The organism is Geopsychrobacter electrodiphilus DSM 16401, from assembly GCF_000384395.1.
Classification (GTDB): Bacteria; Desulfobacterota; Desulfuromonadia; order Desulfuromonadales; family Geopsychrobacteraceae; genus Geopsychrobacter; species Geopsychrobacter electrodiphilus.
The window spans coordinates 756,504-769,776 of the sequence record NZ_ARWE01000001.1 but is presented as its reverse complement, the minus strand read 5'-3'; the positions used below and the strand labels follow the sequence as shown (position 1 = coordinate 769,776).

The window sequence follows — 13,273 nt, the reverse complement described above, 5'->3', positions numbered from 1 at the left end:
GGAAAATAAAGTGTCTGAATTGCGCTGGGATCCATTAAAGGCAAACTGGGCGATTATTACCGAAGGTCGAGGACGCAGACCCCAGGAGTTTCTTGCCCCGCGTGAAAAGCTGGCGGTCGCAGCCTGCCCCTTCTGCTATGGAAAGGAGCAAAAAACTCCGCCTGAAATCTACGCTCATCGTCCCAACGGCAGCGGTGCAAATCAACCCGGCTGGCAGGTACGGGTGATCCCCAACAAGTTCCCCGCCTTGCAGGTTGAGGGGGAGTTGGAGAGTGAAGCGCACGGCCTTTATGACCGGATGAACGGCATCGGAGCCCATGAGATCATTATTGAACAGCCTGATCACGAACGCGACACGGCCGATCTCAACGGCGCTGAGATCGCGGAGATCTTCAGGGCGTTCCGCGCCCGCATGATCGATCTGCGTAATGATGAACGCCTCCGCTATCTTTTCGCCTTTAAAAATAATGGAGTTGAGGCGGCCGTCAATGTCCCGCATTCCCATTCGCAACTGATCGCAGTCCCTCTGGTCCCACCCATGATATCCACCGAACTGTCGATCTGTCGCGACTATTACGAACACAAAGAACGCTGCCTGATCTGTGATCTGTTACGTCAGGAACGTCAGGAGAAGAGCCGGGTGGTGCGCGATGACGGCAACATTCTCGTTTATGCGCCCTACGCTTCAAGCTTCCCCTTCGAACTGCGGATCGCGCCCTTGCAGCACAGCCACGACTTCACCGCCCAGACCGATCAACAACTGCTGGCATTGGGTGATGCCATGAGCGACACCCTCAAGCGAATCCGCGCTGCGTTGCGCGATCCGCCCTACAGTTTTATTCTGCATACCTCCCCTCCGATGCACATGCGCAAGGGGCGCCCCGGCTACTGGAGTTCCCTCCCCTTTGACTATCACTGGTACATTGAACTGGTTCCGAAGCTTACTAAAATGGCGGGGTTCGAATGGGGGACCGGCTTTCATATGAATCCCACACCGCCGGAGGAGGCTGCCGAATTTTTACGCAACGCCGACCCGGAATTGATGCGTTGACGTGAACTCTATGCCGCAAATCATCAGAGAACAACTCTACCCGCTCGGCTTCCAGTGTGGGCGCAAGGCCTGGCAGAAGCTGACACTCGCGGAAGCGCTTAAGTCCTTCGATCCGGCGAAACTCTTTCTGCTCCGGCAACAGACCGCCGCCGAACTCCGCCGCACCACGGCGGCACCTCTGACGGCCGCCGAGCTTCAGCTCTGGGGCGTGTTGAATCACGCTCTGCACCTGCTCGGCAGGCGCTATCTCACTCAGCAGCAACTGGTCATCCCAAGCAACCTGCAGGACACTGTACGGGCCCTCTTTCGCGAACAGTTGCAAAACTTCCCGATAGTGCCCTCCAGAGCGGTTGAAACATCTGTCGCGCTGAATACCGGGGAGCCCGCTTGTCTCGAGTTTCTGCTGATTGAACTCTGCCTGCTGAGTCTGCAGTCCCAAAATCAGGCCTTGCGTGATGGACGCAGCCTCTTTAACCCTGAACTGCAGCAACTCCGGACCGACCATCACCTCGACCAGCTGCTGCAGCAGGTTGATCAGCAGGTCGCTTCAGATTCTTCGGCATTTGCCGGCCGTTCACTCCTTGCCCTGTTGCAGGAACCCCTAATCACAGCCCCTGACAGCCTGGCAGGACAGGTGATCTCGTTGCGCCAGAAGTGGGGAGAATTACTCCCCCCAGAGCTGCTGAGTCATTTCGATACCGCGCTGCAACTGCAACGGGATGAGTTCCGCAGTCGCGGACCGGTCGGCGAAGGTGAGCCCCCGGCGCCCCGGTTTACCGATGCCGGGGAGGTTGCCAACTTCACCCTCGATCGTGACTGGATGCCACGTACCGTTCTTTTGGCCAAGGCGATTTTCGTCTGGTTATCCCAGCTGTCTACCAGCTACGACCGCGACATCAGCCGCCTGGACCAGATCCCTGATGAAGAGTTGGATCGCCTGCGCGATTTCGGCTTCAGCGGGCTCTGGCTGATCGGCATCTGGCAACGCTCCGATGCCTCAAAAAAGATCAAACACCTGCACGGCAAATATAATGTCAGCGCCTCGGCCTATGCCATTTTCGACTATCGGATTGCCGACGAACTGGGTGGCGACCCGGGGCTTGAAAACCTCAGACAACGCTGCCTGCAGCGTGGCATTCGTCTGGCCTGTGATGTAGTGACCAATCATACCGGGATCGACAGCCAGTGGATGCGCCAGCACCCGGACTGGTTTATCCAGAGCGACCAGCCCCCCTACCCCGGCTATCGCTACAACGGAGCAGATCTCAGCGGCGAGGGGCGCCTCTGCCTCCAGATCGAGGACGGCTACTACGATCACAGCGAAGCGGCGGTGGTTTTCTGTCGCCGTGACCTGCAAAGCGGTGAAGTGCGCTACATCTACCACGGCAATGACGGAACCCACCTGCCGTGGAATGATACCGCCCAGCTTAACTTTCTGCTTCCGCAGGTGCGCGAGGCCATGATTCAGGTCATTCTCGAGGCCGCCAAACGCTTCGGTATCATCCGCTTTGATGCGGCAATGACTCTGGCGAAAAAACATTTCCAGCGCCTCTGGTATCCGCTTCCCGATGGCGGCGAAGGGGTGCCCTCGCGCAGTGCTTACGCACTGAGCAATGATGAGTTCAACCGCTATTTCCCTCAGGAGTTCTGGCGCGAGGTCGTTGAGCGGATCAAAACCGAACAACCCGACACCCTGCTGGTCGCCGAAGCCTTCTGGCTGATGGAAGGCTACTTTGTCCGCACCCTCGGCATGCACCGGGTCTACAACAGTGCCTTTATGAATATGCTGATGCGCGAAGATAATGCGCGCTATCGCCAGACCCTGCGTGAAACCCTGGCCTTCGATCCGGCCATCCTGCAACGGTTTGTCAACTTCATGAGCAACCCGGACGAAAAGACCGCGATCGAACAGTTCGGCAACGGCGACAAATACTTCTGTGTCGCCACCCTGCTCTGCACCATGCCAGGCCTGCCGCTCTTTGCCCATGGCCAACTCGAAGGGCTGCGCGAAAAGTATGGCATGGAATATACCCGGCCCGAGTTGCAGGAAAGCCCCGACCAGCGCCTGCTTCATGACCATTGGCAACTCTTGTCGCCGCTTTTGCGCAAACGCCCGCTTTTCAGCGGTTCTGAGAATTTTCAACTATATGATTTTGTCTCGGAACTTGGCCTTGAGGAGCATGTTTATGCTTTCAGCAACGCCGCAGGCAAAGAGCGAGTGCTGGTATTGTGCAACAACAGCCCGCACCGGATCAGCGGACGTATCACTGCTACCTGCCCGACAAAATATGGCGAGCGTAGCCTGAATGAGGCCCTCGCTCTCAACCAGACGCAGGGATTTTACTCCTGCGCCAGTCCCACTGGCCCGCTGGAATACCTCTGGCCCTTGGGGCAAGAAGACAAACCTTTTGAGCTCCCCCCTTATGGACGCATTGTTCTGGACCAGTTTACCTATCGTGCCGATGAAGATGGTCGCTGGCGGAACCTTTACCAGCAGATCGGCAACAATCCGACCCTGGACCTTGCCGCTCGTGCCCATCTCGTCGGTCTGTGGCCCGTCCTGGACCAATTATCTAGCTGGCTTGATGGCCGGCTTGACCTCGCCGCTGAACCGGAGACGAGCTTTGCCCGATGGGCCAATGATCTGGTCATACAACTCGCAACGCAGAAGCTTTCAGCGATAGAGCTTTTGGACGTAACGGCAGCAGTTTGCCTTGAACCCCGCCTTAAACTCTCGACTGAAGACCTGACTCGGATCAGTCAACTGATGTCAAAATCAGACTATCCGACCAGTGTCATCAAGCTGTTATTTGACGATGTCGCGCTGAAAAACTTTCTTGGAATCCACCAATCCGACAATAAAGTCTGGTTCAGACGCGAGCCACTGCAGAAGTTGATTTTTTTAATCATGCTGCAAAAGCTCAATTCTCATAATATCAATGTGAACAATATTGATTACTTCTTAGCTAAAATTAAGATTTCACTAATTAATTTTAAACAGATTCTAATTTTGGCCGAAAGTTCAGGCTACCTGCTGGATAATTTTTTGCAAAGTCTCTCCGCAACACCCCTGTCCCCACAGCAACAATTGCCGCAGGCTGTGACAGGGCGAGGACCTCTTGCAATGAAAATACTGTTTGTCTCCTCAGAAGCAACCCCCTTTGCCAAAACCGGCGGGCTGGCTGATGTTGTAGGCTCTTTGCCGCGCGCCCTGCGTCAGCTCGGCCACGATGTCCGGGTCATCATGCCCTGCTACCGCTCTGTTCAACGCAACGGGTTCTCTCTGTCCAAGGGTCGTAAGGCACTTGAAGTGAAGATTGGCGGAGAAATCGTCCGCGCTAATCTGCGTCAAACTATCTGGGAAGGGGTCCCCTACCATTTTATTGATACCCCTGAATATTTCGACCGCGAATCACTCTATGGCACGCCCGAAGGGGATTTTCAGGACAATGCCAGCCGCTTTGCTTTTTTCAACCGCGCCGTGCTTGAGTATCTGCTGCGTGCAGATTTCCGTCCCGATATTCTGCATCTGCATGACTGGCAAACCGCACTCATCCCGGCGTTACTCAAGACAGAACACGCGACCGATCCCTTTTATGCATCAACCGCTACGGTTCTAACCCTGCACAATCTCGGTTATCAGGGAATTTTCCCGCTCGACGTGGTGGAAAAACTCAGACTCCCCCCCGAATTTGCCACGACTCGGCATCTGGAATACTTCGGCAATATCAGTTTTCTCAAAGGGGGAATTGTTCATGCCGACCTGATCAATACCGTCTCACCAACCTACTGCCGCGAGATCCAACAACCCGAGCAGGGGCATGGGTTCGACGGCCTGTTGCGCAGCCGTAGTCGCGACCTCTTCGGCATACTGAACGGCATCAATAGAAAAAACTGGGACCCAGCGCTCGATCCGGCACTGAATAAACCTTTCAACAGCACCAACCTCAACGGGAAACGCAGCTGTAAGCGCGCCTTGCAGAAAGAGTTGGGCCTCGCAGAACGCCATGATTTACCATTGATTGCGGTCGTCAGCCGCCTGGACAAGCAAAAAGGGATCGATCTTATTGAACAGATCTGGCCACAGCTGATGCAACGCGAAATGCAGTTCGTGCTGCTCGGCAGTGGAGATCAGGAGCAGATGGCCTTCTGGCAGGCGCGTCAACGAGAGAAGTCCGCCAATTTTGCCATCGGACTTGAATTTGATGAGAAACTCTCACATCGCATCTTCTCGGCGGCCGATTGCCTGCTGATTCCCAGCCGCTATGAGCCCTGCGGCCTGACGCAGATGATCGCGCTGCGCTACGGAGCCCTGCCGATCGTGCGCCACACTGGCGGCCTTGCGGATACTGTCACCGACCTGAAGTTAAATGGTAAAACCGGGAATGGATTCGTTTTTGACGAGGTGTCACCAGAGGAATTATTAGATACCATAGATCGCGCACTTGCACTCTACCCACAACGCAATCGCTGGATTTCCCTGGTAAAAAAAGGGATGGAGATCGACTTCAGCTGGACCGCATCGGCTCACGCCTATGAGGACCTCTATCGCCGGGCGCTGATCAAACGCACGACTCTGTTCTAGAAGCCTGACCGCGAATAGAGTCCGAAGTGAAAAACCAGAAGCTTGAGAACAAATTTTGGGTCATTTGAGAGCGCATAGCGTAGCTATGGGCTGAAAAGGAGCTAAAATATGGTCCAAACAGCTGGGTTTGCAGCCGGTCTCTAATTCTCGAGCAGCCTCCTAGCCTCAGCTACGCTGCAGGGTCTCAAGATACTCCTGCCACTCAATCGGCAACAGATCTCGTTTCTTGTTATTACATGACTTGCACGCAGGGACACAGTTCCCCCTGGTACTGCGACCGCCTCGCGCTAGCGGGACGATATGGTCCAGAGTCAACTCTTTTGGGGGTACCTGTCCTGCGCAGTAGTGACAGCTCCCCTGAGCGATGCGATTCTGCCACCAGCCCTGCTTTCGCAGAGCGCGGGCTTTCTCCCGTTCGCGCCGGATCTGCTCCTCTGTCACCTCTTCCAGAAAATCCATTTATGTACACCCTTTGGACAGCAATTTCCCCAATTCACCTAGTTCTGGAATTATTGCACAACCGATCAAATTGCGCGATTGTTGTTCCATCAATCCTGAAGCCACCCTCTTAACCCGGAGGAAAGTCTGTTAATCAATCCCAGCAATAGCGTTGTCGAACCTTCGAACAGAAACAGGTACTCTCCAGAAAAAAGACGCTAAAAAGCCCCCATCCTTTTTTTCAAGGATGGGGGCCCCCCCCCTCCGGGGACTCAGATAACTGAGCTTCATAATGTTTCTTTTGACGCAACTATAGCCCTGCCCTCTGACCCAGATCTGAAAATCAACCCCCTTTCAATCATTTTTTTAATTTTTCAAAAAAAAACGCTCTCAAAGAAATGTTACATTTGTATCAAAATAACACAAAAAAACGGCCCTTGAACAGACATGGTCAAGGGCCGTTTGAGACTATTTTAGCTGGATAAATCCGAGCTGACGTCCGGTCTCACCCTTATCGCGACGATACGAAAAAAACAGCTCCTGATGACAACAGGTGCATTCCTGAGCGACATCAATATGCTCACTCAATATCCCGCAAGATTCCAATTGCAAGCGACTGCTCAAACCAAGATCGACCTGCCAATGCCCAAGGCTGACCTCCTTGGAGATCAGGTCCCAGAACCCGCTACCGCCCCGAAACGCTTCTCGCACCGGGCGGTCCACTTCAAATCGATGGGCTCCGATCCCCGGTCCAACGGCCGCCAGAATCTCTTCGGGGGCACAGTGAAAGTGAGTATTCATGGAATCAATCGCTTGAGCGATGATACCGTTCGCCGCACCGCGCCAGCCGACATGAACCGCTGCCACCACCCCTTTCCCAGGATGATGCAACAACAGTGGAACACAATCTGCGACCAGCACCCCCAACATAAAACCGCGTTGGTTGGTGACAATCCCATCGGCCTCCACCGACAAAAAATGGGAGAGGTCAAGATTCTCCTCATCAATCAGGAGCAGGCTGGTCCCGTGGACCTGCTTGATCGTCAGCAGTTGATGGGGCTGAAGATTGAAGGCCCGACAGAAGTTGGCCCGATTGCCTTCGACATGAGCCGGCTGATCGTCAGTCCCGAACCCCAGATTGAGCGAATTGTAAGGTGCGCGGCTGACACCACCGTGGCGCGTCGAAAACCCGGCGCTCAGTGCCATATCCGGCGAAGCCCAATCCGGTTCAAGATAGCTGATTTTATCGGCGCGGGTCATTTTCATAGAGCGGCTCCTGCCTACAGACTCTCGTCAGTGTATTTATGGGTCAGATAATCGATCAATTCGGCAAATGCCGGCGGGAGATCACTGGCAAACTCCAGATACTCTTGACTACGCGGATGAACAAACCCGAGCAACCGGGCATGCAAAGCCTGACCGGGCAGGGTTTGCGCCAGTTTTTTCAGTTGGACATCCTGCAGCGCCCCGGTCCGAATCTTGCCGCCATAAAGTGGATCATGAACCAGCGGCATGTTCCGCTCGGAAAAATGCACCCGGATCTGGTGCGTGCGTCCGGTTTCTAGTCGCAGCTCAACCAGACTCAAGCGATCCGCCTGATACAGAGATTGAACCTTCCAGTGAGTCACAGCCGTTTTGGTCTGGCGCCCCTGACTCGACATTTTCAGGCGATGGTTTGGATGACGTCCAATCTCGGTATCAATCTGTCCGCTTGTCGGGGTCAAGAGGCCGTGCAATAGGGCCAGGTAACGCCGGTTGACGGTATGCGCCTTAAACTGGGCAGCCAGCGCAATGTGCGTGGCGTCATTCTTGGTCGCCACCATGACGCCGGAGGTATCTTTGTCGAGACGATGGACAATACCGGGACGCAGCTCTCCGCCGATGCCCGACAGGTCGCCGCAATGATACAAAAGAGCATTCACCAGCGTGCCACTGGCATGTCCGGCCGCCGGGTGTACCACCAGGCCGGCCGGCTTGTCAATAACGATCAGGTCTGAATCTTCATACAGAACCCGCAGCGGGATCGCTTCGGGCTGGGCATTTGCCGGTTGGGGATCGGGCAGGGTGATACGAATCTCTTCGCCGCCACGTAACCGGGCAGAGGCCTTACTCGGTGCGCCATCGACCAGGATCAACCCCTCATCGATCAGACGCTTAATCTGGACACGACTGACACCGGGCATCTCCCCGCCAACGAACAGATCGAGACGCTCAGGCTGTCGCTCTTCGGAGAAAACTAGGACACGCGCTTCATCCATTTACCAGATGGAGCTCTCAATTTTACCCGCCTGTTTGATCATGACATCGACAATCGCACGTTCGTACATATGTTCACGATTCTCCATATCGGGGGATACCCGTGAAAAAAAGTGCTGACGCCCTTCATCCAGTTCGTCGGTCATCAGGGTAAAAATGCTATCGTTCTTGATCCCCTCAACAACCTTTTCAGGATTATAAAGCGCGATATCAGAAATAATCGCGCGGGCGAGTCGAAATGCAAGATCGGGGTTTTCTACCAGACGTGCCATATGAAACAGCCTCCCTATTTGACCCTGCCTCAAGACAGGGGGGAACTAAAAATATTGAGATTGAGTGTATTAATTTCCATCCCAATCAGCAAGTTATTTCCACTGGGGTGGGAAGAATAGCCGCCCTTAACTCCGATGTCTGGGTCAGCTCTCCGTCACAGGTGCTTGCGCAAATAATCATGAAGCTGTTGATGCGTGCCCCGATGATCAGGTTCCCATTTGGGACCATCACGTTCAATCAGAAAAGGTTCAAGCAGCCAGGTTGTCATGCCGACCCGCGTCGCTGCCAGGTCATGGCAGGTATCATTGCCGACCATCAGGCATGTCTTCGGATCAACCCCCAACCGACCTGCAACTTCCTGAAAATAACCGGCCTGAGGCTTACAGTAATAACTGTTCTCAAAACAGGTCAGCAGTGAAAAATCGTCGGCATCAAGCCCCACCCAACGGCAGCGAGCTTCGATCAAAGTACGCGGGAAAACCGGATTGGTTGCCAGAGCCAGTGGAATTCCAGCCAGCCGGCAAGACTCCAAAAGCGCTGTAACCATCGGGATCGGCTTAACCACCGCCGCCAGAGCATCGACGCCAGAAAGCAGAAAATCGGCAAAGCGCGCACGCAGTAAGCTCTCGGACAGTTGCAACCGTCCAGCAAGAAACGTAAACAAACGCTCCTCATTCCTGAGGGTCCCATCTTCAGTCTCAAGCAAAAGACGAATCCCGGCGCGCATTGCCCTCTGCAAGGGGTCAAATTCAACAAGATCCTTGCAATGAGTATAGTACCCGGCGACATAGCGTCGAATATAAGCAGGCATGTCAACCTGCAACAGGGTGCCATCCAGGTCGAACAGAATCGCGCTAAACGAAGAAGACATGGCCAGGTCCGTAAAAATTAATGGTGGAATATCGGCTGAGTCTAGCACAAGGGTGGGAACATCTCCAAGACACAGGGTTCCGCTTCGCCGGTTGAACACTGCATTTTTACATTTTCAAGAATATTAAATTCTGCTGGATATTCCTTGACGTACATCTCCCGGAAGGCTAAAAATGCGGGGGTGCGCTCGAGGGGATGGCTCTGCATATTAAAGGGGGGATTTTGGAGCTGGCCCATCGGACGCAACAGTCCTCTCCCGCGACAATTGAGATCAATCAGCAGACCAAGATATCCGACAGGGTTCACCATGGATGAATTCAGAGCAGAAGTTAAAGAACTGAGAATCGGCCCTCAAATCCGTGAACTGCGTCAAGCCAGACGGATGACATTGCAGGACCTTTCGACCGAAACAGAGTTGTCCAAGCCGCTGCTCTCGCAAATCGAGAATGAACAGGTCATCCCTCCGCTTGCCACCCTGTTGCGTATTTCAAAAGCTCTCAAGGCCCCCCTGCACACGTTCTTTGAAGAAGAAGACAACACGCAAAAATGTCTGATTATACGCGCCGGTGACACGAGTCCTCTTAACCGACGCCCAAAGCAGGGGGGGACGCCGCAACCCTACCGCTATCATTCCCTCGCTTACGGTAAAAAGCACAAGCACATGGAACCCTTCATGGTTGAATTCGACCCACATCAGGCCGAACAGACCCATGCTGTTCAGCATCCCGGCGAAGAATTTCTCTACCTGCTCGAAGGGCAGCTTCAATTGCACCACGCTGATGACACCTACCTGATTGAAGCTGGAGATTCGGTATACTGGGATTCAAGTGATCCGCACAGCCTAACCGCGGTTGGCGACAAAATCGCCCGGGCCATAGCGGTTTTCTACACCAGCAACTGACTTCGATCCGATCAGAATATATCCAATCATGCCCGCGGTCACTTGACAGTTGATCGCAGGCATTTATGCTTTTTTATGTCGAGCCGCGAATCATTCCCCTACGCTACCAGCCCAAAAATGGACCTGGGAGGATTTTGTGATTAAAGTTGGCGTTATTCTTTCCGGTTGTGGAGTATATGACGGCAGTGAAATCCATGAAGCCGTTATCACCCTTCTGGCACTTGATCGTGCTGGTGCGGAAGCTGTCTGTATGGCCCCGAACATTGATGTCGCCGTAGTGAATCACCTGACCGGAAAACCGGCAGAGGGCGAAACCCGCAACGTTCTGGTCGAGTCCGCACGCATTGCGCGTGGCAAAATTCGCGATATTGCCGAAGTTAAAGTAGCAGATGTTGACGCGTTGGTGTTTCCTGGTGGTTTCGGTGCCGCAAAAAATCTCTGCAACTTTGCCGTCAAGGGGAGTGACTGTGCGGCTCACCCTGAAGTGGCGCGTCTCGTCCGCGAGATAGTCGCAGCTAAAAAACCGCTGGCTGCCATCTGTATCGCCCCGGCACTTATTTCAAGCATTCTGGGAAATGACAAACTGGCCCACAAGCTAACTATCGGCTCCGATAAGGATACAGCCGCGGCCCTGACCAAGATGGGCACCGAACATATAGCCTGCCCGGTCAGCAATTTTGTCGTTGATCCGCTCAACAAGCTGATTTCGACCCCAGCCTACATGCTGGCCGGAAGCATTCGTGAAGCCGCAGAGGGGATCGAAAAAATGATTGAGGAAGTATTGAAAATGATCGGTAACAAGCGCTAGATAAAATTCGTTACCGTTATTGTCATCTATCTACATTTTTGCTAGACTCGGCCGGAACTTAACTTAAATGGAGGAACGCAATGAATAAGTACCGCTGTATAGTTTGCGATTATATCTATGACCCAGCTATAGGTGACCCGGACAGTGGCATTGAACCGGGCACAAGCTTTGAAGATATTCCGGAAGACTGGGTCTGCCCGCTATGCGGCGTTGACAAATCGAGCTTTGAAAAGATCTGAATGACAGCAGTATCCGACACATTTTACACTCTGAGGCCCGGACGGATTTCATACCGTGCGGGCCTCGCTTTACAGGAAGAATTGCTTGCTCCACCTGGTCCGGCGACCGATCTGATGCTATTGCTCGAACACGACCCGGTCATCACCCTCGGGCGTGCTGCCCGCGACAGCCACCTGCTCAGCTCCGTCGAGGTATTGGCTCAACAGGGGATCGACCTCTGCCACGCGGCCCGCGGTGGCGACATGACCTATCATGGTCCGGGTCAGCTAGTCGGGTACCCACTGTTCAACCTTGACAGGCGGGGCCGCGACCTTCATCTTTTTTTACGCAATATTGAGCAAGCCCTGATTGACGCCCTGCAGTGTTTTGATGTCGATGCCGGGCGCTGCGCCGGACGCACCGGAATATGGGTCGGGGCACAGAAACTCGCTTCTATCGGCCTCGGTGTCCGTCGCTGGTGGAGCTGGCACGGCTTTGCCCTGAATATCGACATCGACCTCGGTGGCTTCAACCATATTGTCCCCTGTGGCCTGACCGGCGTGCAGATGACCTCCTTGGCCCAACTGTTACCTCAAGCCCCCACACTGGCCGAGGTCGAAACTGCAGTCATTACGTCCTTCGCCTCAACCTTCAACCTCGAATATGCAGGTTCTTATGAGCGAAAACTCTCAACCCCAGCGTAAACCGGACTGGCTCAAGGTCCGCATCCCAAACGGCGCGAATCATGCCCGAATTGACCGTTACCATCGACAACAGGGACTGCATACAGTCTGTCGCAGCGCAGCCTGCCCCAATCAAGGGGAATGCTGGACTCTGGGTACTGCCACCTTCATGATCTTAGGTGAAAGCTGCAGCCGCGGATGCCGTTTTTGCAACATTGAACAACGTCCCCTGCTCCCGCCTGACCCGGCAGAGAATGAGAAGGTCGCGAGCGCTATCGCTGAACTCGGGCTCCGCCATGCCGTCATCACCTCGGTCACACGCGATGATCTGCCCGATGGGGGAGCCGCGATCTTTGCCGATCTGGTACGCTGCATCCGGCGCAAGACCGATTGCCAAATCGAACTGCTGATCCCCGATCTGCAGGGGGATGAAGTGGCTCTCGAGACCATTCTTTACGCCAGACCTGACGTTCTGGGACACAATATCGAAACCGTGCCGCGACTCTACCCACTGGTGCGACCCGAGGCCGATTATCAGCGCAGTCTCGTATTGCTGGCTCGGGTCAAAGATAAAACGCCGGAAATCCGCAGCAAATCAGGGCTGATGTTGGGATTGGGGGAAGAGATGTCCGAGGTATGGCAGGTGATGGCAGACCTGCGCACGAACGGTTGCGACATTCTTACCCTGGGTCAATACCTGGCCCCGAGCAAGGACCACGCCGCAATCAAACGCTATGTCCACCCTGATGAATTTAAGGAACTCGCGGAAAAAGGACGGGCGATGGGCTTCGGCCACGTCGAAGCAGGGCCGTTGGTACGATCCTCATATCACGCGGCAGGGCAGTCAGCAATGGAAAAACCTGCGGGGGCCAACCCTTAATGGTGAGATTCTGCCCCTAAGCGGGCGGCGGGGAAACACCAGCCCTTGACGCTTCCCTCTGCTAACCGGCAAGCGGCGCAGTCTTCTCTGCTCAGGGTGTGGGTTAACTCATCCAACCCGTCCTGGACCGTACTTTCCCTGGTTCCGGAGTCAGGATATCGCTCGAGGCATTGATTTCCGTGCACAAGGTCTGCATAAGGCAAACAGCTTAACTACTACCAGCATCCTCAGAAAAAACAGGCCAGACAGTGCTGGCCAGCTTTAATGTTGAAATCCAGAAGCTGTGATCTGATTGTAGTCAGCGCATTA

At 54.3% G+C, this 13,273-nt stretch carries 13 protein-coding genes; 7 read left to right on the top strand and 6 right to left on the bottom strand.

Features of this window, described 5'->3' with window-relative positions:
- Positions 1–10: 10 nt before the first annotated feature.
- Both D888_RS0103580 and glgA read left to right on the top strand, forming a co-directional pair.
- Positions 11–1,051 carry a galactose-1-phosphate uridylyltransferase gene (locus D888_RS0103580; RefSeq protein WP_020675161.1) on the top strand — a complete coding sequence of 347 codons (1,041 nt, stop codon included), beginning with the start codon at positions 11–13 and terminating at the stop codon, positions 1,049–1,051.
- 10 nt (positions 1,052–1,061) lie between these two features.
- Positions 1,062–5,636 (top strand): glycogen synthase GlgA, encoded by a 4,575-nt coding sequence (glgA, locus tag D888_RS22870; RefSeq protein WP_020675160.1) that lies wholly within the window; start codon positions 1,062–1,064, stop codon positions 5,634–5,636.
- Positions 5,637–5,801: 165 nt separating this feature from the next.
- Here glgA and D888_RS0103570 read toward each other — a convergent pair whose 3' ends face one another.
- The 6 genes from D888_RS0103570 to D888_RS0103545 all read right to left on the bottom strand — a co-directional run bounded on the left by D888_RS0103570 (position 5,802) and on the right by D888_RS0103545 (position 9,782).
- Entirely contained in the window at positions 5,802–6,095 is a 294-nt protein-coding gene (locus D888_RS0103570) for an HNH endonuclease (RefSeq protein WP_020675159.1), read from the bottom strand.
- Positions 6,096–6,542: 447 nt separating this feature from the next.
- A complete protein-coding gene (gene pgeF, locus D888_RS0103565) occupies positions 6,543–7,340 on the bottom strand; it encodes a peptidoglycan editing factor PgeF (RefSeq protein ID WP_020675158.1) in 798 nt (265 codons plus the stop codon).
- Positions 7,341–7,354: 14 nt separating this feature from the next.
- Positions 7,355–8,332 carry an RluA family pseudouridine synthase gene (locus D888_RS0103560; RefSeq protein ID WP_020675157.1) on the bottom strand — a complete coding sequence of 326 codons (978 nt, stop codon included), beginning with the start codon at positions 8,330–8,332 and terminating at the stop codon, positions 7,355–7,357.
- The gene (locus tag D888_RS0103555; protein ID WP_020675156.1) at positions 8,333–8,602 is read right to left on the bottom strand and encodes a hypothetical protein; all 270 of its coding nucleotides are present in this window, start codon (positions 8,600–8,602) and stop codon (positions 8,333–8,335) included. It lies immediately after the preceding gene.
- 155 nt (positions 8,603–8,757) lie between these two features.
- The gene (locus D888_RS0103550) at positions 8,758–9,474 is read right to left on the bottom strand and encodes an HAD family hydrolase (protein WP_020675155.1); all 717 of its coding nucleotides are present in this window, start codon (positions 9,472–9,474) and stop codon (positions 8,758–8,760) included.
- A gap of 41 nt (positions 9,475–9,515) precedes the next feature.
- On the bottom strand, positions 9,516–9,782 hold the full coding sequence (locus D888_RS0103545) for a hypothetical protein (protein WP_020675154.1): 267 nt from the start codon (positions 9,780–9,782) through the stop codon (positions 9,516–9,518).
- On the opposite strand from D888_RS0103545, the gene D888_RS0103540 reads away from it, so the two are divergent.
- The 5 genes from D888_RS0103540 (at position 9,781) to lipA (ending at position 12,964) form a co-directional block, all read left to right on the top strand.
- On the top strand, positions 9,781–10,374 hold the full coding sequence (locus D888_RS0103540) for a helix-turn-helix domain-containing protein (RefSeq protein ID WP_020675153.1): 594 nt from the start codon (positions 9,781–9,783) through the stop codon (positions 10,372–10,374). The two genes, D888_RS0103545 and D888_RS0103540, sit on opposite strands and share 2 nt — an antisense overlap.
- A 136-nt stretch (positions 10,375–10,510) precedes the next feature.
- Positions 10,511–11,182, top strand: a complete 672-nt coding sequence (elbB, locus tag D888_RS0103535) for an isoprenoid biosynthesis glyoxalase ElbB (protein WP_020675152.1) — start codon at positions 10,511–10,513, stop codon at positions 11,180–11,182.
- 80 nt (positions 11,183–11,262) lie between these two features.
- The gene (rd, locus tag D888_RS0103530; RefSeq protein ID WP_020675151.1) at positions 11,263–11,421 is read left to right on the top strand and encodes a rubredoxin; all 159 of its coding nucleotides are present in this window, start codon (positions 11,263–11,265) and stop codon (positions 11,419–11,421) included.
- Positions 11,422–12,105, top strand: coding sequence for a lipoyl(octanoyl) transferase LipB (lipB, locus tag D888_RS20600; RefSeq protein WP_020675150.1), 684 nt, complete (start codon positions 11,422–11,424; stop codon positions 12,103–12,105).
- Entirely contained in the window at positions 12,077–12,964 is an 888-nt protein-coding gene (gene lipA / locus D888_RS0103520) for a lipoyl synthase (protein ID WP_020675149.1), read from the top strand. The genes lipB and lipA overlap by 29 nt, the downstream gene beginning before the upstream one ends.
- The last annotated feature ends 309 nt before the right edge of the window (positions 12,965–13,273 follow it).